At 58.1% G+C, this 19,074-nt stretch carries 19 protein-coding genes; 8 read left to right on the top strand and 11 right to left on the bottom strand.

Annotated elements, in window-relative coordinates; genetic code table 11:
- Positions 1–127 precede the first annotated feature (127 nt).
- The 4 genes from sra to N5C09_RS01010 all read right to left on the bottom strand — a co-directional run bounded on the left by sra (position 128) and on the right by N5C09_RS01010 (position 2,142).
- Entirely contained in the window at positions 128–265 is a 138-nt protein-coding gene (gene sra, locus N5C09_RS01025) for a stationary-phase-induced ribosome-associated protein (protein WP_003857059.1), read from the bottom strand.
- A gap of 95 nt (positions 266–360) precedes the next feature.
- Positions 361–576, bottom strand: a complete 216-nt coding sequence (gene bdm, locus N5C09_RS01020; RefSeq protein ID WP_022648192.1) for a biofilm-dependent modulation protein — start codon at positions 574–576, stop codon at positions 361–363.
- A 141-nt stretch (positions 577–717) separates the two neighbouring features.
- Complete coding sequence (locus N5C09_RS01015; RefSeq protein ID WP_063866669.1) at positions 718–1,239, bottom strand: VOC family protein; 522 nt, start codon at positions 1,237–1,239, stop codon at positions 718–720.
- A gap of 51 nt (positions 1,240–1,290) precedes the next feature.
- Entirely contained in the window at positions 1,291–2,142 is an 852-nt protein-coding gene (locus tag N5C09_RS01010; RefSeq protein ID WP_279748467.1) for a Vmh family MBL fold metallo-hydrolase, read from the bottom strand.
- Between the two features lie 111 nt (positions 2,143–2,253).
- Between N5C09_RS01010 and N5C09_RS01005 the strand changes: the two genes are divergently transcribed.
- On the top strand, positions 2,254–3,141 hold the full coding sequence (locus N5C09_RS01005) for a LysR family transcriptional regulator (protein ID WP_279748261.1): 888 nt from the start codon (positions 2,254–2,256) through the stop codon (positions 3,139–3,141).
- Positions 3,142–3,210: 69 nt separating this feature from the next.
- Positions 3,211–3,639: an OsmC family protein gene (locus N5C09_RS01000; RefSeq protein WP_063866672.1), complete on the top strand. Its 429-nt coding sequence runs from the start codon at positions 3,211–3,213 to the stop codon at positions 3,637–3,639.
- A 31-nt stretch (positions 3,640–3,670) separates the two neighbouring features.
- Here the strand turns inward: N5C09_RS01000 and N5C09_RS00995 are convergent, their stop codons facing one another.
- The 7 genes from N5C09_RS00995 to N5C09_RS00965 are packed head-to-tail and all read right to left on the bottom strand — an operon-like array spanning position 3,671 to position 10,499.
- Positions 3,671–4,597, bottom strand: a complete 927-nt coding sequence (locus N5C09_RS00995; protein WP_279748260.1) for an ABC transporter ATP-binding protein — start codon at positions 4,595–4,597, stop codon at positions 3,671–3,673.
- Positions 4,590–5,576: an ABC transporter ATP-binding protein gene (locus N5C09_RS00990; protein ID WP_279748259.1), complete on the bottom strand. Its 987-nt coding sequence runs from the start codon at positions 5,574–5,576 to the stop codon at positions 4,590–4,592. The genes N5C09_RS00995 and N5C09_RS00990 overlap by 8 nt, the downstream gene beginning before the upstream one ends.
- Positions 5,573–6,469, bottom strand: coding sequence for a D,D-dipeptide ABC transporter permease (gene ddpC / locus N5C09_RS00985; protein ID WP_279748258.1), 897 nt, complete (start codon positions 6,467–6,469; stop codon positions 5,573–5,575). Before ddpC ends, N5C09_RS00990 begins: the two co-directional genes overlap by 4 nt.
- Positions 6,466–7,488 carry an ABC transporter permease gene (locus tag N5C09_RS00980; RefSeq protein ID WP_003857077.1) on the bottom strand — a complete coding sequence of 341 codons (1,023 nt, stop codon included), beginning with the start codon at positions 7,486–7,488 and terminating at the stop codon, positions 6,466–6,468. Before N5C09_RS00980 ends, ddpC begins: the two co-directional genes overlap by 4 nt.
- A gap of 23 nt (positions 7,489–7,511) precedes the next feature.
- Positions 7,512–9,044 (bottom strand): ABC transporter substrate-binding protein, encoded by a 1,533-nt coding sequence (locus N5C09_RS00975; RefSeq protein ID WP_279748257.1) that lies wholly within the window; start codon positions 9,042–9,044, stop codon positions 7,512–7,514.
- Between the two features lie 15 nt (positions 9,045–9,059).
- On the bottom strand, positions 9,060–9,632 hold the full coding sequence (gene ddpX / locus N5C09_RS00970; protein ID WP_063866677.1) for a D-alanyl-D-alanine dipeptidase: 573 nt from the start codon (positions 9,630–9,632) through the stop codon (positions 9,060–9,062).
- Between the two features lie 12 nt (positions 9,633–9,644).
- The gene (locus N5C09_RS00965) at positions 9,645–10,499 is read right to left on the bottom strand and encodes a MurR/RpiR family transcriptional regulator (RefSeq protein ID WP_203464727.1); all 855 of its coding nucleotides are present in this window, start codon (positions 10,497–10,499) and stop codon (positions 9,645–9,647) included.
- Between the two features lie 267 nt (positions 10,500–10,766).
- Between N5C09_RS00965 and N5C09_RS00960 the strand changes: the two genes are divergently transcribed.
- The 6 genes from N5C09_RS00960 (at position 10,767) to N5C09_RS00935 (ending at position 19,055) form a co-directional block, all read left to right on the top strand.
- Positions 10,767–12,242 carry an alpha/beta hydrolase gene (locus N5C09_RS00960; RefSeq protein ID WP_279748256.1) on the top strand — a complete coding sequence of 492 codons (1,476 nt, stop codon included), beginning with the start codon at positions 10,767–10,769 and terminating at the stop codon, positions 12,240–12,242.
- An 85-nt stretch (positions 12,243–12,327) separates the two neighbouring features.
- Complete coding sequence (locus N5C09_RS00955) at positions 12,328–13,539, top strand: diguanylate phosphodiesterase (protein WP_279748255.1); 1,212 nt, start codon at positions 12,328–12,330, stop codon at positions 13,537–13,539.
- Positions 13,540–13,627: 88 nt separating this feature from the next.
- Entirely contained in the window at positions 13,628–14,524 is an 897-nt protein-coding gene (locus N5C09_RS00950; protein ID WP_063451276.1) for an aminoimidazole riboside kinase, read from the top strand.
- A gap of 170 nt (positions 14,525–14,694) precedes the next feature.
- Positions 14,695–16,212, top strand: a complete 1,518-nt coding sequence (locus N5C09_RS00945; RefSeq protein ID WP_193527388.1) for a carbohydrate porin — start codon at positions 14,695–14,697, stop codon at positions 16,210–16,212.
- 66 nt (positions 16,213–16,278) lie between these two features.
- Positions 16,279–17,649, top strand: a complete 1,371-nt coding sequence (locus N5C09_RS00940) for a sucrose-specific PTS transporter subunit IIBC (RefSeq protein ID WP_003857085.1) — start codon at positions 16,279–16,281, stop codon at positions 17,647–17,649.
- The gene (locus N5C09_RS00935) at positions 17,649–19,055 is read left to right on the top strand and encodes a sucrose-6-phosphate hydrolase (RefSeq protein ID WP_279748254.1); all 1,407 of its coding nucleotides are present in this window, start codon (positions 17,649–17,651) and stop codon (positions 19,053–19,055) included. Before N5C09_RS00940 ends, N5C09_RS00935 begins: the two co-directional genes overlap by 1 nt.
- Positions 19,056–19,074 lie beyond the last annotated feature (19 nt).

The following is a 19,074-nucleotide window of genomic DNA, read 5'->3' as shown; positions in this document are numbered from 1 at the left end:
TCTTTCTGGCCTGTGCTACGGGGTGCGGTCGGTTGGTATTATAAAGGAGCTGAATATTAATTACCGCAACACATAAACAAAAACACCATCGGGATTACCGATGGTGTTGTGAATATCGTGCCGGAACTTACTTGCCGGAAGGGCGTTTTCTGCCGGTAGCGTGGGTAACCTGCGTTTCGCTACCCTCCTCAATAACCACTTTACGCTTGTTAGAGAGCTTGTAGTTCAGTCCCAGAATGTGGCGTGCCTGACGGTTCGATTTCATATTAACTCCTCAATCCTGTTGATAGTTTTAAGGACAAGTTTGCTTACGCAAACGAAATGTAACCCCTTAGGTTGCAGATCCAGCTTAGCAGGTTTTTATAAAGGTGCGTTGCGCCCGCTAACCACATAGTTGATGGTTTGCTGGTAGATGTCACTGAGGATGTCATTGTCCGTGGCTTCCACCCACTTGGTCAGTTCCATCAAAATGTCATCTTCAGTAACAACACCGTGCTCGGCGTGAAGACCTTGTGCGATCGCGTTAACAAGTTCCGGTTGTGCTGCTGTGGTATGTGCCGGGTAATAAGTAAACATGCTGCCTCCGTGTCGTTGTCTGTTTAATGTTACGGCGTGCAAAATCGTAATTCACATTCAGAGTGACAAATATTTTCGTCGTTGTGGCTCAGATTCGTCCTGGAAATAAAAATATCACATGCCGTAGCACAGAAATAAATTTTAGGGCTTCCAGCGGCGTAAATTCGTCGTTTTTTCATAAGGCATGGGCGTCGGCCAGGAGATCAATTCTACAACGCTGCCCCAGGGGGTTTGACCATAGCAGAAAGCATTGCCTTCACCTTGCTCATCCGGAAAGCTAAGCGGCTTCGGCGCGGTAAACATCTCGCCGCCGGCGGCGGTGAAAGCCGCGATGGCACTATCAAAATCATCAACATAAACAGCAAAATGCTGAAGGCCAAAATCGCTGGCGCGGGCGGGCATACCCTGCTCAGGACCGTGCATTTCGAAGAGTTCAATGCCGGGTCCGTGAGGCATGGCGAGCATGCGGATGGCATGAATTTTAGTGCCGGGAAATAATTTTAAGGTGTGTTGCTGAGCGGACTGGTCAATATTATCGGTTTCAGCATCGACAGAATGATATAAAACCTTCGCGCCGAAAGCGTGCTCAAAAAATAGGGTGGCTTTTTCAATGTCGGGCACGGTAATACCGATATGGTCGATGCCCCTTACTGGCGATTGCATATAAAACTCCTGCTATAAAAAATTTAAATATAGCAGGAGATAATCAGGCTATTACCACTTCATTTCGCCGGTATTCACTTTGGCGCTCAGTTCCAGAGAACTTTCTTCCGCAAGGTTCGGCCACTGTTTTTTCATTGCGTTGATGACGCCGGTTGATTCTTTATGCGTCGTGAGGGCCAGTTCAAAACGCTGTAGATAGTCACGGGTAAAGTCAATCGCGCCGGTTCCCGCGGGCGGTGTTCCCAGATAGTGGCCCGGAATCACGCGATCGGGCTTACGGGCGGCCATATTATCCAGGGTCTGCTGCCACTGTTTGCGGCTTTCTGGCGTTTGGGTATCCGCCGTCCAGACGTGAATGCCCCAGGCGACGCCCGTGCCGCCGAGGATGGTTTTCGCGGAGGGGATCCAGACGTACGCCGCATAGCTTTCAGGCTCTTCAATGCTCACTCTCTCACCGTCAATCATAAAGGTGGTTGAGGCAAGCACCTGCGGTACGTAAAGCTGCGCGGGCGCGCCGTCTTTCATCTGCGGCCCCCAGAAGGCGAGCTTGGCGTCTTTAGTGGCATTGATATGATCCACCACCTGCTGCGTAGCGACAACCTTGGCGTTCGGGAAGGCTTTCACCAGCGGTTGCAGTCCGAAATAGAAATCCGGATCGCCGGAGGTGATCACAATTTTGTTCAGCGTTTTACCGCTGTGGCGAATTTTTTCCACCAGTGCTTCGCCATCCTTCACGCTGAACTGCGCATCAAACAGCACTGCCTCTTTCGGCCCAGATACCAGGGTGGATGAGACGGCAAAAATGCCTTTTTCTTGCGGGTTGTACGTATCAATGGTTAACGGCGCGGCAAACGCGGCCGGAGTAACAAGGGTGGTCAGCAAAGCAAGGCGGGCGATGGTCATGGTCAACTCTCTGTTCATCAGGAAAGTCTCTATTGTACGGATCTCTGCATTTGCCAGAATTCCTGAAACAGGAGATGCTTAGTTTCATAAATCGAGCAAATGGAGGTCAGAATGGATCGCGTAATTGCCGCCCAGGTGTACAACCGCATCTGTAAGCTGGGAAGTTTAAGCGCGGCGGCGCGGGCGCTGGGGATCTCTCGCCCGATGGTGAGCCGCTATCTGGAGCAGATGGAGAAGTGGGCCGGTGCGCGGCTGGTGAACCGTTCCACCCGCAAGCTGACGCTGACGGCGGCGGGAGAGAAAGTGCTGCAAAAGACCCGTACGCTGTCGCAAATTTCTCAGGAAATCGAAGATCAGTCCGTGAAGGATCTGCCCTCAGGCACCCTGCGCGTCGCCTGCGCGCATTTTACCGCGACCCAGCTGATCGCTCCGGTGCTGCCGGATCTGTTGCAGCGTTACCCTCAGCTGCGCATCGAACTGGATGTCAATAATCATCCGGTGAGCCTGGTGGGAGAGCGAATTGACGTGGCGATCCGCATCACCGATAGCCCCGAGCCCGGCATGATCGCCCGCAGGCTGGGAGAGTGCAGGTCCGTGCTTTGCGCCTCGCCGCAGTATCTTGCCAGCCGGGGCGTTCCTGAACAGCTTGAAGATTTAGCCCGGCACAACTGCCTGCATTACAGCTTCTTCGCGGGGCAATCGTGGCGTTTTTTGACGCCCGAAGGCGAAGCGATCGCAACGGCGGTGAGCGGCAATCTGAGCGCCAGTATCTCGTCTCTGCTGATGGAGGCAGCGATAAACCACTGCGGTATTGCCATGCTGCCCGAACGCGAGGCCAGCGCGGCGCTCAGAGAGGGCAGCCTGGTGCCGGTGCTTAACGCCTTTACGCCAAAACCGATCGGCATTTTTGGCATTTATCAGTCGCGTGACTATCAGCCGGCGGCGCAGCGCGTGTTTCTCGACGCGCTGGCAAACCACCTCGCTGCGCCTTCGGACTAGTCTGTGTTCCCTGCAAAATGGGTGAGGCGTCCTATACTTAACCCTTTGTAAGCCAAAAGGAGAGCAAGAATGACGATTCATAAGCACGGTTCAGCACACTGGTCAGGCGACATTAAGCGCGGCAAAGGGACGGTATCAACCGAAAGCGGCGTCCTTAACCAGCAACCTTACGGCTTCAACACCCGCTTTGAGGGCGAGAAGGGAACCAACCCGGAAGAGCTGATTGGTGCAGCGCACGCAGCGTGTTTCTCCATGGCCCTGTCGCTGATGCTGGGAGAAGCGGGCTACACCGCTGACTCCATCGATACCACGGCGGACGTCTCGCTGGATAAAACCGACGGGGGTTTTGCCATCAGCAAGGTCGCGCTGCAAAGCAAGGTGACGGTACCGGGTATCGATCCGCAGCAGTTCGACGGCATTATCCAGAAAGCGAAGGCGGGCTGTCCGGTCTCGCAGCTGCTGAAAGCGGAAATTACGCTGGACTATAAGCTGAACTGATTGCAGGCCGGGCAGATGCCCGGCTTATTTTTTAACGGTTACGCCAGCAGCGCACGCTTTGGCTCCCGGAAGAGGATTGAAGTTGTTGCGGCTGTTCACATCCCTGCGTCGCCAGTGGGCAACGGTCTCGGAAATAGCATCCCACCGGCAGGTGCCGGTTGCCGGGCAGATCGGTTTTTCGCAGCGCCAGCGCGTCGTCAAGCGGCTGGCCGGTGCGGGGAACGGAGTCAAGCAGCAGCTGTGTATACGGATGACGCGGCTGGCCCAGCACCTGTTCTGCCGTGCCCAGCTCAACAATCTGCCCCAGATACATCACCGCCACGCGATCGCTCATGTGCCGGACCACCGAGACGTTGTGCGAGATCAGCACGTAGGTGAGATTTCGCTGCTGTTGCAGGGCAACCAGCAAATTGAGGATCTGCGCCTGGACGGAAATATCCAGCGCGCTGGTGGGTTCATCCAGCACGATGATGTCCGGATCCGAGGAGAGCGCCCGGGCAATGGCGATTCGCTGACGCTGTCCGCCCGAAAACGCATGCGGCAGACGGTCAAGATATTCAGCACGAATGCCCACCTGCTGCGCCAGGGTTTCGGCCAGCTGACGACGCTCCCGCTCGCTGCGGCGTTGCTGTATCCACACCGGCTCGGTGATGATGCGCCAGACGGGTAAACGCGGATCGAGGGATGAGAGCGGATCCTGAAACACCATCTGCATACCGCCCGCCGCGTTCGCGCGCTGACAGGCGCCGGTGCTCGGTTTGAGCATGCCCATCAGCAGCTGCGCCAGCGTACTCTTTCCACAGCCGGATTCCCCCACAATGCCCAGCGTTTCGCCGCGATGGATCTTGAGATCCATGCCGTTCAGAGCGTGCACCTGTTCCGTCACGCGCCCCAGCCAGTTTTTGCGCGCGGGAAAATTCACGTGCACGTCGTCCAGTTCCAGCAATACCTCAGACATGGCGTGTCTCCTGTTGCGGATACCAGCAGGCTGCCTGCTGGCCTTCTGCGCCCGTGGAGTGTAAGCGCGGCGTTTCACCGCATTTCGCACCGGCCGCAAAACAGCGCTCGCGAAAGGCACATCCGCGCGGCAGGTGGCTGAGATTAGGCACCGTGCCGGGAATGGCCGGGAGGATCTCACGCGGTTCGCCATTTTCCGGCGCGCACCGCAGCAGGCCAATCGAATAGGGATGCACAGGATGGTGAATCAAGGTCTGCGTGCTGCCGCTTTCGATCACGCTGCCCGCGTACATGACGTACACCCGGTCACAAAGCTGCGACACTACCGCCATATCGTGACTGATAAACAGCACCGACGTTCCGCTGGCGCGCGCTTTATGTTTCAACAGCCGCAGCACCTGGAGCTGGACGGTCACATCCAGCGCGGTGGTGGGTTCATCGGCGATGATCAGCTCCGGCTCGCAGGAGAAGGCAAGGGCGATCATCACTCGCTGGCGCATGCCGCCGGAAAGCTCAAACGGATAGCGATCCATCACCTGTGCCGCGTCCGGAATCTGCATCTCGCCAAGCAGGGAGATCGCTTTTTGCTGCGCTTCACGCCGTGAAAACGGCTGATGCTGGCGGATCACCTCCACCATCTGCCTGCCGATCCGCCGCGTGGGGTTGAGCGCCGTCATCGGCTCCTGAAAAATCATCGCCACCTTTGCGCCGCGCCACTGGCGAAGCTGTTTTTCCGATGCGTTCAGTACATCTTCCCCGAGCAGCGTGACCCGCCCGTGGTGAACATGGTAACTGCCTTCCGGCAGCAGGCGCATCGCCAGCATCGCGGTGACCGATTTTCCCGAGCCGGATTCGCCCACTACGCCAACAATTTCACCCCGGCCAATCTCCAGCGAAACGTGGTTGAGCGCATGTACATCGCCGCGAAAAATGGGGAAGCTCAGGTGTAAATCTTCAATCGATAATACAGAATCACTCATGACTGCTTCCCTCCTGATTTGGGATCCAGCAGGTCGCGAAGACCATCGCCAAACAGATTAAACCCGACCGCCGTAATCAAAATGGCTGCCCCGGGAAACGCGCAGTACCACCACTGGTCAAGCACGTAGTTACGTCCGACGGCCACCATCGCGCCCCATTCGGCGGTGGGCTGCTGCGCACCTAACCCAATAAAGCCCAGCGTGGCGGCCATCAGAATAGCGCTGCCGATATCCAGCGACGCCTGAACGATCAGCGGCGGCAGGGCGTTACGCAGGATATGCCAGCGAATCAGGTGCCAGCGCGATGCGCCAAAGGTACGGGCGGCCTGCACATAGGTAAACTGGCGCACGACCAGCGTCTGACCACGGGCCAGCCGTACGTAAAACGGAATGCGGACAATCGCAATCGCCAGCATCGCGTTAAACAGGCTTGGGCCGAGCGCAGCTGCCAGCGCCATGGTCAGCACCAGCGAGGGGATTGAGAGCATAATGTCCATGATGCGCATGATGATGGCGTCGCCGCGCCCACCGAGTACGCCGGACAAGCAGCCGAGCAGCGAACCGATGCCGCCCGCAATCACCACCACCGCCAGCCCCGCCGTGATGGACTGCTGGCTGCCCACCAGCACCCGGCTGAACAGATCCCGGCCCACCTCATCGGTGCCGAACCAGTGCTGGAATGACGGCGCCTGCAAACGCGCGGTGAGATCCAGCGCGTTCGGATCGTGCGGCACTATCCACGGCGAAACCACCATCATCAGCAGCATCAGGATCATAATGACCCCGCCGATCAGCGTGAGCGGGCTTTTGCGTAGCATCCAGAACAGCCTCGCCCACTGGATGCGCTGTTTAGCGGTGCTGACAGGGACAGGCGTTTCCTGAGTTAACATCATTCGGCACCTCCGCGCCCGATTCGCGGGTCGATCCACAGATACAGCAGATCTACCACCAGATTGACGAAGACGTAGGCCAGCGACACCACGACCGCGAAGCCCATGACGGCAGGGAAGTCCAGCGCCTGAATGGAGGTCACGACCCAGGCGCCCATTCCCGGCCAGGCAAACACGGTTTCGGTGAGGACGGCCCCGTACAGCAGATCGCCCAGCGCCAGCCCGAGCACAGTAATGGAGGGGATCATGGCGTTGGGTAAGGCATAGCGCAGCACGATGTACCAGCCCGGGAGCCCGCTCGCCCGAGCGGTACGAATATAATCCTCGCTCAGCTGCTCCAGCATGGCGGAGCGCACCTGACGCGCCACAATTCCCAGATGCACAAAGGCCAGGGTCAGGGACGGCAAAATCAGGTGCTGAAGCGCGTTGAAGAACACTTCACCGTTGCCTTCCAGCAGGGCGTCAAGCAGATAAAAGCCGGTCACGTGGGCAGGGGGATCGAGCCAGTCGTCCAGCCTGCCGCCGCCGGGCAGAATTTGCAGCTGCCCATAGAACAGCACGATGACCCCCAGACCCAGCCAGAAGGCAGGGGTCGAGATGCCCGTCATCGCCATCAGCCGCACCAGGTGATCCAGCCAGCGGTTACGGTACACCGCCGATAAAATTCCCAGCGGTACGCCAATCACCAGCGCCAGCAGCAGGGAGCAGAAGGCCAGTTCCAGCGTGGCGGGGAAAAAGGCTTTCAAATCTTCCGCAACGGGACGACCGGTGCGAATGGACGTGCCCAAATCACCGTGCGCCAGCGCCTCAACATAGCGGCCAAACTGAATATAAAGCGGCTGGTCCAGGCCCAGCTGCTGGCGGATGCCCTGCACAATTTCATCGCTCGCGCGGTCACCGGCCAGCAGGCGGGCCGGATCGCCGGGGATCAGGTGTGAAATAATAAAGGTAATAATACAGACACCGGCCACGACGAGGATTAACCCCCAGCAGCGCTGGCGCACGATGCTCCAGAACGTCATACACTTTCCCCCGGCATGGACCGTTACTTACTCATGGTGGCGATGTTAAAGACCTGCTCCAGCATCGGATTAAAGGTGAAGCCTTTGACCTCTTTGTTCATCGCCAGCTGGTAGTTCTTCTGGAACAGATAAACGTAAGCCGCCTCGTCAATCACCACTTTCTGCGCCTGCTGATAGTCTTTGGTGCGTTCCGCCTGATCGGTGGTTTTCAGTGCCGCCTGCAACAGCGCATCGACCTCTTTGTTCTCATAGAATGAGCGGTTGCCCGGCAGCCCTTTTTTGTCCGATTCGAACCAGTAGTTCATGAACATGTACGGATCGGCGAAGTCCGGGCTCCAGTTACCAATCGCGATGTCATAATCACCTTTGCCGACGCGGTCGCGCATGGTGGCGTTCGCCAGTTTCTCCAGCTTGACGTTAATCCCGAGCTTGTTCAGGCTCGCCTGGGTGGAGAGGGCGATAGGCTCCCAGTTCGGGTCGTTATCGGAGTAGAGGAACGTCAGGCTGGCGGGTTTATCGTTGACTTTTTCCAGCGCCGCTTTGGCTTTGGCCTCGTCAAAGCTGTACTGCATGGCGTTTGCATCGAAGCCCCACATGCCCTCCGGGATCGGGCCGCGCATCTGCTTGCCGTTCCCGCTGATAATGCCTTTCACCATTCCCTGATAATCGGTCGCCCAGGAGACCGCGCGGCGCAAATCCACCTGATTCATCGGGGCTTTACTGTTGTTCAGATAGAGATAGGTCACCCGAAGGGATGGGTATTCCGCCACGGCCACTTTGCCTTCCTGCTTCAGGGCGGCAAGCTGATCCACCGGCAGGGCGTCGGCGATATCCAGATCGCCACGGGAAAGTTGCAGGCGACGCGAGGCGCTTTCACCGATAATCTTCACCGAGACGCGCTTAAAGTGCGGCTTTTCGCCCGGCCAGTGCGGGTTGGGCACCATTATCAGCTGTTGACCTTTGCGCCAGCTTTTCAGCATAAATGGCCCGGAACCTGCGGTGTTTTGCGCCAGGAAACCCCGCGCATCGTCGGCGGCATTGGCCTTCAGCACCGCCGGGTTGACGATCGACGCGCCGTCATTCGCCAGCGTGTAGAGGAACGGGGCAAACGGCTGGCTGAGGGTGAATTTCACCGTATGTTCATCCACCGCGTCCACTTTCAAATCTTTCGGGAACGCTTCGGATGGCCCCTGGTTAATTTTCAGCAGGCGTTCAAACGACAGCTTAACCGCTTCGGCGGTCACCGGCGTGCCGTCGGAGAATTTTGCATTGTCCGCCAGGGTAAACGTCCATTCTTTCTGATCGTCTGACGCCTTCCAGCCCGTCGACAGATCGCCTTCCACCTCCGTGGTGCCAGGCTTGTATTTCACCAGACGCTGGTACGAGGGGTAGGTCACCGTCCAGTCGTTGTTATCGATAGTCACCGCCGGATCCAGCGTTTGCGGATCGGCAGCTTTACCTATTACCAGCATATCTTTTGGCACTGCCGCCAGCGCGAGCGGGGCGCTGAGGGCGAGCGTAGCGGCAATCAGGGTAGTAAGCAGCGTTGTTTTCATGGCCGGGCTCCAGAATTACAGTGAGGGTGTGGTCGAATAACAGGCGAACTGGTCGTCCAGCAGCGGGTAGCTTGCGGCGTTCGGCAGCTCGAAATGCCACCATTCGCTGCTGATGCCGACAAAACCGCCGCCGGACATCACGGCGTTCAGGAGCAGACGATTACGCTGTGCCGCGGGCGGAACGGAAGGGTGCCAGGCATGAGAGCGGTCGTGCATTTCGTCAAACGCGGCCCCCATATCCAGCACGTTGTCGTGTTCATCCATCAGCGTGACGTCAATGGCGGTGCCCCGGCTGTGGTTGGAGCCAATCGCGACGTCCACCACATATTGCGGATTGGGGCAGGCATCCCAGAGTTGCGCCTGCGCCTGCTGTGGACGATAGGCGTCGTAGACCACCAGTTTCAGACCGGCCAGCGTGGCAATGCCGATCGCTTTTGCCAGTGCGGTGGCGGCGTCCGTATGCAGCAGACACGCGGCGTGCTGGTAGATTGGGCGTCCGGTAATGTTATCGGCAGTGGCGTATTTCAGATCGATATGCAGCGTTGGAAAGGTTTTCGCCACATCAATCAGTTGACTCTCTTCAGGCATAGCTCCGCTCCTTTAGCGTTCAAATTGACCAAACTCTTGTTGTAATTGTCGGTTGACTGCCAGACGCTCCGGCAGCGCATCCCCCAGCGCCTCCACCACACCCGACAGCAGCAGGTTGAACAGACAGCTCACCGGCGCCAGCGAATCCCAGAAATGGCCGGTATCGGTCTTCACCTGGAGTAAATCAATTGGGTAATCCCGCGCCCACGGGCACCAGATATCGGTGATCAGCGCCATCGACAGCCCTTTTTCACTCGCCACGCGACAGTACTGGCGGGCAATGGCGGAGTAGGCGCGGGTATCGGTCAGCACGATATAGGGGTGCGCAAACCCGGAGTTAAGCGACTCCACCCAGCTGCCGGAGAGCCCTTCGGAATAGCTCACGCGCGGACGCAGGTACTCCAGGTGGCTGAAGAAGGCATTGGCGATCCCGCGCGTGGACTGGATCCCCAGCACGAAGACGGCATCGGCATGAGCAAGTTGATGGACTACCTGCCTGAACGTTTCGCTTTGCGCCAGCTGGTAGACATGGGCAATGGCCTCCACCTCCAGCGACAGGGAGTGCTGAACGCGATCCGACAGCGGCTGCTGCTGCTTCCAGGAGTCGAGGCGCTCGTTAATGCCCCAGGGCTGATGGGGATCGCGCAGGCTTTTTTTGGCATCGTCCAGGTTGCGATAGCCCAGCTTGCGCAGAAAACGCCCGACGGTGATCCCGCTGGTGGCCGTGGCCAGCGCCACGCTTTCTGCCGTTTCGAACGGGATCTGCCCGACGTGCGCCAGCATCCAGCTTGCCACCCGCTTTTCGCTCGGGGTGAGCTGACTGAAGGTCGCTTCGATACGGCTTAACACCTCAGGTTTGGTCGTCATACCGCCTCGCTGTTAACTGGCTGTCATTGGCCGGATTTCTGTTACCGCATTAACAATGCAGGACGCGTGCCATGTTCACATTGCGGCGAAAACGCGCTGTGCAGTTAAGTTAATGCAATATTTGTTTAACAGATGATCAACATTTGTGCAGCGTAGTTCACTTTTGGTGCAGTGTCCGACCCGAGAGATATCTATTTGGTGAATACGTCAGTCTCTTCACATTTTTTGGTAAGATGAAGGATCTGTGGACAAGAGAGGGAGCCTCACATGGCGAATTTGCCCTGGCGGGTCAGCGTGCGCCTGATGGCTCTCGCAAAAAAACTGGCGATGGTTATCGGGATCATTGTGCTCGTCCTGCTCGCGGTGCGGGTTTATCTGTCCCAGCAGGGACCGGCCCTGCATCACTGGCACACCTGGCGCGCTGACGAGATGTCCGTGCAGGAGATGGATAACGCGAGCTTCGCGGCCTATGTCGCCCGTGAAAACGCCATCTTCACCGATCTCGACGCTGAGGTGACGGCGAAAGCCACCGCAGCGGAGCGCACGCCGTTAAACCGCTATTATCGCCAGAGCCTGGTGTGGCCAGGACAGTTTTCTCCGGATGCGAACCGGTCGTTTGTGCTGATGCCTGCCGGAAAGCCGCGCGGGGCGGTGGTGCTGCTTCACGGTCTGACGGATTCGCCCTACAGCGTCAGGCATTTGGCTCTCAATTATCAAAAGCACGGCTTTGTGGCCGTTGTTCCTCGTTTGCCCGGACACGGCACGGCGCCGGGCGCGCTGACAAACGTCGAGTGGGAAGCGTGGCTCGCGGCGACGCGCCTTGCGGTTCGTGAAGCGACGCGTCTGACGGGGAGCGATCTCCCGCTGCATCTGGTGGGCTACTCCAACGGCGGGGCGCTGGCGATGAAATATGCCCTCGACGCCCTTGATGCGCCGGCACTGCGTAAACCCCAGCAGATTGTTTTGCTGTCACCGATGATTGGCGTCACGGCGTTTGCTCGCTTTGCCGGTTTCGCCGGGCTACCGGCCATGTTACCGGCGTTTGCCAAAGCCGCATGGCTCAACATTGTGCCGGAATACAACCCTTACAAATACAACTCGTTTCCGGTGAATGCGGCACGTCAGTCCTGGCTGCTTACCCAGGCGCTGCATGAGCAGTTAAATCGCGATGTTCAGGACCACAAACTGGCACAGCTCCCGCCGGTTCTGGCGTTTCAGTCGGTTATGGATTCAACGGTCAGTACCCGCGCCGTGGTTACCGGGCTGTTTGATCGGCTTCCGGATAACGGCAGCGAACTGGTGGTATTTGATATCAACCAGGCCGGGAGCTTCCGTCCGCTGTTCAGGCCTTCATCCTGGACGGCGGTGGCCGATCTGCTGCCCGTGGTAAAAAGACGTTACAGTGTCACGATTGTAACCAATGCCAGCCCCGACAACTTCGATATGGTGGCAAAGGCAACGCCAGCGGGTAGCACCCGGGAAACGGTGGTGCCGCTGTCGGTCTCTTATCCGCAAGAGGTGTATTCCCTGTCGCACGTTGCCATTCCGTTCCCGCCCAATGACGATCTGTATGGCCGACATCCTGAGGTAAAAAATCACTATGGCATTAGCCTCGGGACGATTGCCCTGTGGGGAGAAACATCGGTGCTGAGCGTCGGCAAAGATGCGCTAATGCGCGTGACGTCGAATCCGTTCTACGATTACATGCAGGCGCGGATTGACAGCCGCATCGGGGAAAATTAATTCCGCTGCGGAATAGATTAGGTCCCGCCGGGGAACTGTGTTAAACAGTACCGCTCTGGCCTAAATCCCTATCGGACCTCTTTCTGTGCTGACAACTCTCATTTATCGAAGCCAGCTGAGCTTAACCTGCACCTCCGCAGCGTTAAGCGAGCTGGTTGAACAGGCCAGGATCCGCAATACGGAGCAGGGCATATCCGGCATTCTTCTCTCCAGTGGCCGTGACGTCCTGCAAATTCTTGAGGGAACGGAACAGAGCGTAGTCGCGCTGTTTAATACCATCCGCGAAGATAACCGGCATACCGGCGTAGTGGAGCTGATGCGCGATTACGGTCCGCGCAGACGGTTCGATAACGTGGGGATGCTGCGGTTCGACCTGGAGGTTCAGACCCCGAAGGCGATTCTGGCCTCGGTACTGCACTACAGCAAGCTGGAAAGCTACCTCACTTCTGAGGATCGGGTCTTCAAATTCATCCAGACCTTTGTCACCGGCAAAATCTCTGCGCCACGGGCTTCGAACTATGAGCCTGATAAATGGACGCTGTCGCGGGAAAGCACGCCGTTTGGTGAAGGGTTAGGACTGCTTGCGGGCCAGCCCTGCCAGTTTGCGCTGCAACCGATTGTCGAGCCGTCCGAAGGCAAAATCAGCTCTCTTGAGGCGCTCATACGCGGAAACGACGGCGGTAGCCCGGAGCATTTCTTCAGAAGCCTCGATCACCAACGGATTTACGAAGTCGACCTGCAAACCAAAGCCTGGACCTTTTCGCTGGCGAAAAAGCTGGGCATTGGTAGCCACAAGCTGGCGGTGAATCTCCTGCCGATGTCGCTGGTTAACGTGCCCGGTGCGGTTGAGTTTCTGGTGACGCAAATCAAACAGCACGGTCTCCAGCCAGAGCAGGTGGTCATTGAAGTCACTGAGAACGAGATGATTTCCGGCTTCAACCAGTTTAACAGTGCCATCAAACAGCTGCGCGCGGAGGGGGTTGGGCTGGCGATAGATGATTTTGGTTCCGGCTATGCCGGCCTGTCGCTGCTCACGCGATTCCAGCCGGACAAGCTTAAAATCGACAGGGAGATCGTCAGCGATATCCACCTGAGCGGCCCCAAGCAGGCGATTGTGAAGTCGATAATCAGCTGCTGCACTGATCTGGAGATTACCCTGGTCGCGGAAGGTATTGAGAAGATAGAGGAGTGGTGCTGGCTTGAGTCTGCCGGTATTCGCCGCTTTCAGGGCTTTTTGTTCGCCCGTCCACAGCTCAATGGCGTGGGTGATATCCACTGGCCCCATCGGGTGCGTTAAGCAAATTTTCCCTCGCCTTATTTCCCCAATACCACGCCTGTGCTTAAATAGCTAAACCGGTTTAATATTATTTAGCTAAGAGAGTGATATGGAGACGATCTGGGTACTTGGCGATGCGGTGGTAGATCTTTTGCCCGATGGCGAAGGCAAACTGCTGCAATGTCCGGGCGGCGCGCCGGCCAACGTTGCGGTGGGGATTGCGCGTCTGGGTGGCAGGAGCGCGTTTATCGGCCGGGTGGGCGACGATCCGTTTGGGCGTTTTATGCAAAAAACGCTTGCGGATGAGCAGGTTAATACAGAATGGCTGCGTCTGGACCCGCAGCAGCGGACCTCCACGGTGGTAGTGGATCTCGATAACGACGGTGAACGTTCCTTTACCTTTATGGTTCGCCCGAGCGCGGATTTATTCCTCGATGCTGGCGACCTCCCGCCATTTCGCGCCGGAGAGTGGCTGCACGTTTGTTCCATCGCGCTCAGCGCCGAACCCAGCCGTTCCGCGACGTTTCAGGCGATGGCCGCTGTCAGACAGGCGGGCGGTTTCGTCAGCTTTGACCCCAATATTCGCGCCGATCTCTGGCACGATGAAGCCGAGCTGCGCCACTGTCTTGAGCGGGCATTGGCCTGTGCAGACGTGGTGAAACTCTCGGTAGAGGAATTGGCGTTCTTAACCGGAAATGCGCAGGTGCATGAGGGGCTGGCGGCACTGACGCGTACCTGTCCGGCCAGACGGGTACTGGTGACGCAGGGAAAAGCGGGGGTGACCGCCTGGCAGGAAGGCACATTGACGCACTATCCTGCATCACCCGTGGAATGCATTGATACCACCGGGGCGGGAGATGCTTTCGTCGCCGGGCTGCTGTTCGGCCTGGCACGTGATGGCGAAGCCAGCCTCTCAGACGTTATCACGCTCGCCCAGCGCTGCGGGGCGCTGGCGACAACCGCAAAAGGGGCAATGACCGCGCTGCCTTACCATCACGAACTGTAATTCTCCTCTCATGGGCCGCCGGTCGGCGGCCTGAATTGTCGCCTCGATCACACTTACTAAAACGGTTTAGCAAAAACAGTTGCCGATCCAAAATTTGGCGGTTTAGTATCATCAGCCTAAACCGGTTTAGCAATTTAGCACTTTCACCAATATTTTCGGGATGCGACAAAATGTATAAAAAACGCAGACTTGCCGTGATGATAGGCATGCTGGCCGGCAGTACCTCTGTTTTTGCCCAGACGGATATGACGCGTATCGAAGCACGTCTGGCGGCGCTGGAGCAACGCTTGCAGGAGGCAGAAACCCGCGCGCAGGCCGCTGAAAAGCGCGCCACGATAGCGGAAGAGAAAACGCAGCAGCTTGTCACCGCGCAACAAAAAGCGCAAACCACCACCCAGGCGGTGGCGCAGCGTACCACGGCCCTGGAGGAGAAAGCCGATCGGTCCGGCGGCTTTGAGTTTCACGGTTATGCCCGTTCCGGCCTGCTGATGAACGACGCGGCCTCCAGCAGCAAAAGCGGTCCCTATCTGACTCCCGCAGGGGAAACGGGCGGGGCCATCGGGCGTCTGGGGAACGAAGCGGATACCTACGTGGAGCTGAACGTTGAGCACAAGCAGACGCTGGATAACGGCGCGACGACGCGCTTCAAGGCGATGCTGGCCGACGGACAGAAAACCTATAACGACTGGTCAGCAGACAGCAGCGACCTGAACGTCCGTCAGGCCTTTGCCGAACTGGGCAATCTGCCGGACTTCACCGGCGCGCTGAAGGGCAGCACCTTCTGGGCGGGCAAGCGTTTTGATCGCGACAACTTCGACATTCACTGGCTGGATTCCGACGTGGTATTCCTCGCCGGGACCGGCGGCGGCGTCTATGACGTGAAATGGAACGATACGCTGCGCAGTAACTTTTCCCTTTATGGCCGTAACTTCGGCAGCGAAGAGGAGATCGACAATAACGTTCAGAACTATATCCTCAGCATGAATCACTTCGCCGGGCCGGTGCAGCTGATGGTCAGCGGCCTGCGGGCAAAAGATAATGACGACCGTAAGGACAGCAACGGCGATCCGATTAAAACCGACGCGGCGAACAACGGGGTGCATGCGCTGGTTGGTTTGCATAACGAGAGCTTCTACGGCCTGCGGGAAGGTTCCGCCAAAACGGCGCTGCTTTACGGCCACGGTCTGGGTGCCGAGGTGAAAAGCATCGGTTCTGACGGCGCGCTGCTGTCTGAGGCCGATACCTGGCGCTTCGCAAGTTACGGTGTCACGCCGCTGGGCGGTGGCTGGCATATAGCGCCCGCCGTGCTGGCGCAAAGCAGTAAGGACCGCTACGTGAAGGGCGACAGCTATGAGTGGGTCACGCTCAACACGCGTCTGATCAAAGAGGTGACCCAGAATTTCGCCCTCGCGTTCGAGGGCAGCTATCAGTACATGGATTTGAATCCGGAAGGCTACAAGGATCGCAATGCGGTTAACGGCAGCTTCTACAAGCTGACCTTCGCCCCGACGCTAAAGGCGGGCAAGATTGGCGATTTCTTCAGCCGTCCGGAGCTGCGCCTGTTCGCCACCTGGATGGACTGGAGCAGCAGGCTGGATAACTACGCCAGCGATGACGCCTTTGGCAGCAGCGGCTTCAACGCGGGTGGGGAATGGAACTTTGGGGTGCAGATGGAAACCTGGTTTTAACCCTTCACGCTCCGGCATCGCGGGGGCGTTTCGAACATCATAAAAAGAGGTCAGGAAGAGGTATCTATGGATTTTAATCATATTGCTCGCGAGCTTATTCCGCTGCTCGGTGGCAAAGAGAACATTGCCAGCGCGGCGCACTGCGCCACGCGCCTTCGTCTGGTGCTGGTCGACGATGCGCTTGCCGACCAGCAGGCTATCGGCAAGGTTGAAGGCGTAAAGGGCTGTTTTCGCAATGCCGGGCAGATGCAGGTGATCTTCGGCACGGGCGTGGTGAATAAGGTTTACGCGGCATTTATTCAGGCGGCAGGAATTAGCGAGTCCAGTAAATCAGAAGCGGCGGATATTGCGGCCCGCAAGCTGAACCCGTTCCAGCGTATCGCGCGCTTGCTCTCTAATATTTTCGTGCCGATTATCCCGGCGATTGTGGCCTCGGGTCTGCTGATGGGCCTGCTCGGGATGGTTAAAACCTACGGCTGGGTCAACCCGGATAACGCGCTGTATATCATGCTGGATATGTGCAGCTCGGCGGCGTTTATCATTTTGCCGATCCTGATTGGCTTCACCGCCGCGCGCGAGTTTGGCGGCAACCCGTATCTGGGCGCGACGCTGGGCGGCATTCTGACGCACCCGGCGCTGACCAACGCCTGGGGCGTGGCGTCCGGCTTCCACACCATGAACTTCTTCGGCCTCGAAATCGCCATGATTGGCTATCAGGGAACCGTCTTCCCGGTGCTGTTAGCGGTATGGTTTATGAGCATTGTGGAAAAACAGCTGCGCCGGGCGATTCCGGATGCGTTAGATCTGATCCTCACGCCGTTCCTGACCGTCATTATCTCCGGCTTTATTGCGCTGTTGATTATTGGCCCGGCGGGGCGCGCGCTGGGCGACGGGATCTCCTTCATTCTCAGCACCCTCATTGCCCACGCAGGCTGGCTGGCCGGGCTGCTGTTCGGTGGGCTTTATTCGGTGATTGTCATTACCGGTATCCACCATAGCTTCCACGCCATTGAGGCCGGGCTGCTGGGTAATCCGTCAATCGGCGTTAACTTCCTGCTGCCGATCTGGGCGATGGCGAACGTGGCCCAGGGCGGGGCGTGTCTGGCGGTGTGGTTCAAAACCCGCGATGCCAAAATCAAGGCCATTACCTTACCGTCGGCGTTTTCTGCGATGCTGGGCATCACCGAAGCGGCGATTTTTGGTATTAACCTGCGCTTCGTGAAGCCGTTTATCGCGGCGCTGATCGGTGGCGCGGCGGGCGGTGCCTGGGTGGTATCGGTGCATGTCTACATGACCGCCGTTGGGCTGACGGCGCTGCCCGGGATGGCGATTGTCCAGGCCAGCTCGCTGCTCAACTATATCATCGGTATGGTGATAGCCTTTGGCGTGGCGTTCACCGTCTCTCTGCTGCTGAAATATAAAACGGACTCTGAATAATGACGTTACCTTCCCGCTGGCCTGCCGTGTTGCAGGCCGTGATGCAAGGCCAGCCGCGCGCGCTGGCAGACAGCCATTATCCGCAGTGGCATCCCGCACCCGTGACGGGGCTGATGAACGATCCGAACGGCTTTATCTGGTTTGCCGGACGTTACCACCTGTTCTATCAGTGGAACCCGCTGGACAGCGATCATCGCTATAAGTGCTGGGGACACTGGAGTTCAGCGGATCTGGTGCACTGGCGGCACGAGCCCATGGCGCTGATGCCCGACGAAGAGTACGACCGCAACGGCTGTTACTCCGGCAGCGCCGTGGATAACAACGGCGTGCTGACCCTGTGCTATACCGGCAACGTAAAGTTTGACGATGGGGGCCGCACCGCCTGGCAGTGTCTGGCGGTGCAAAACGACGATGGCACTTTTGCCAAGCTGGGGCCGGTGTTGCCCCTGCCGGAAGGGTATACCGGGCACGTTCGGGATCCGAAAATGTGGCGCCATGACGGGCAGTGGTACATGGTGCTCGGGGCGCAGGATCGGCATAAGCGCGGCAAGGTGCTGCTGTTTAAATCAGCCGATTTGCACGCCTGGGTCTCCTGCGGTGAAATCGCCGGTCACGGCGTCAACGGGCTGGCGGACGCAGGCTATATGTGGGAGTGCCCGGATCTCTTTGCGCTCGACGGCACGCACGTGCTGATCTGCTGCCCGCAGGGGCTGGCGCGCGAGCCGCATCGCTATCTCAATACCTATCCGGCCGTCTGGATGAGCGGGGCATTTGATTATCAAACGTCTGCCTTTGCGCATGGCGAACTGCACGAGCTTGACGCTGGGTTTGAGTTTTATGCGCCACAAACCGCAGTAGCAGAGGATGGCCGCCGCATTCTCATCGGCTGGATGGGCGTGCCGGACGGCGAGGAGATGCTTCAGCCCACCCGCGCGCACGGCTGGATCCACCAGATGACCTGTCCACGCGAGCTGCGCTACCGCGACGGTAAGCTCTGGCAAACGCCGGTGCGTGAGCTGGAAGCGCTGCGCGAGGATGAACACCACTGGCAGGGGCGTGCCGACGATGCGCCGGACCTGGACGGGACGCGCCTTGAGTTCGAGCTAAGCGCTTCGCACGTGAAGGTGAACTTTGCCGGTGCGTTGCGGCTGGTTATGGATGATGAGGGTTTACGTCTGGCGCGCGCCAGTCTGGAAACCGGAGAAACGATGACCCGCTACTGGAAGGGTGACGTTAATCATTTGCGCGTGCTATGCGACCGTTCCAGCGTCGAAATTTTCATTAATCACGGTGAAGGCGTGATGAGCAGCCGCTATTTTCCTGACCATCCGGCACGGGTGCGCGTCGAAGGTGCGTCCGACATCACATTACGCTACTGGTCGCTGCGCACCTGCATGATAGAATAGGCGTTTTGGCAGCCGGATC

It is taken from the genome of Enterobacter sp. GD03975 (genome assembly GCF_029838645.1).
In the GTDB taxonomy this organism is placed as follows: Bacteria; Pseudomonadota; Gammaproteobacteria; order Enterobacterales; family Enterobacteriaceae; genus Enterobacter; species Enterobacter quasihormaechei.
This window is presented reverse-complemented; position numbering and strand designations above follow the sequence as displayed.

Excerpts from the sequence above, each read along its gene's own strand:
- N5C09_RS00975 (WP_279748257.1), bottom strand. The coding sequence starts at position 9,044 with ATGAAAACAACGCTGCTTACTACCCTGATTGCCGCTACGCTCGCCCTC.
- N5C09_RS00995 (WP_279748260.1), bottom strand. The coding sequence starts at position 4,597 with ATGTCTGAGGTATTGCTGGAACTGGACGACGTGCACGTGAATTTTCCC.
- N5C09_RS00960 (WP_279748256.1), top strand. The coding sequence starts at position 10,767 with ATGGCGAATTTGCCCTGGCGGGTCAGCGTGCGCCTGATGGCTCTCGCA.
- N5C09_RS00940 (WP_003857085.1), top strand. The coding sequence starts at position 16,279 with ATGGATTTTAATCATATTGCTCGCGAGCTTATTCCGCTGCTCGGTGGC.
- N5C09_RS00935 (WP_279748254.1), top strand. The coding sequence starts at position 17,649 with ATGACGTTACCTTCCCGCTGGCCTGCCGTGTTGCAGGCCGTGATGCAA.
- sra (WP_003857059.1), bottom strand. The coding sequence starts at position 265 with ATGAAATCGAACCGTCAGGCACGCCACATTCTGGGACTGAACTACAAG.
- N5C09_RS01015 (WP_063866669.1), bottom strand. The coding sequence starts at position 1,239 with ATGCAATCGCCAGTAAGGGGCATCGACCATATCGGTATTACCGTGCCC.
- bdm (WP_022648192.1), bottom strand. The coding sequence starts at position 576 with ATGTTTACTTATTACCCGGCACATACCACAGCAGCACAACCGGAACTT.
- N5C09_RS00950 (WP_063451276.1), top strand. The coding sequence starts at position 13,628 with ATGGAGACGATCTGGGTACTTGGCGATGCGGTGGTAGATCTTTTGCCC.
- N5C09_RS00945 (WP_193527388.1), top strand. The coding sequence starts at position 14,695 with ATGTATAAAAAACGCAGACTTGCCGTGATGATAGGCATGCTGGCCGGC.
- N5C09_RS01000 (WP_063866672.1), top strand. The coding sequence starts at position 3,211 with ATGACGATTCATAAGCACGGTTCAGCACACTGGTCAGGCGACATTAAG.
- N5C09_RS01010 (WP_279748467.1), bottom strand. The coding sequence starts at position 2,142 with ATGACCATCGCCCGCCTTGCTTTGCTGACCACCCTTGTTACTCCGGCC.
- ddpC (WP_279748258.1), bottom strand. The coding sequence starts at position 6,469 with ATGATGTTAACTCAGGAAACGCCTGTCCCTGTCAGCACCGCTAAACAG.
- N5C09_RS00990 (WP_279748259.1), bottom strand. The coding sequence starts at position 5,576 with ATGAGTGATTCTGTATTATCGATTGAAGATTTACACCTGAGCTTCCCC.
- ddpX (WP_063866677.1), bottom strand. The coding sequence starts at position 9,632 with ATGCCTGAAGAGAGTCAACTGATTGATGTGGCGAAAACCTTTCCAACG.
- N5C09_RS00965 (WP_203464727.1), bottom strand. The coding sequence starts at position 10,499 with ATGACGACCAAACCTGAGGTGTTAAGCCGTATCGAAGCGACCTTCAGT.
- N5C09_RS00980 (WP_003857077.1), bottom strand. The coding sequence starts at position 7,488 with ATGACGTTCTGGAGCATCGTGCGCCAGCGCTGCTGGGGGTTAATCCTC.
- N5C09_RS01005 (WP_279748261.1), top strand. The coding sequence starts at position 2,254 with ATGGATCGCGTAATTGCCGCCCAGGTGTACAACCGCATCTGTAAGCTG.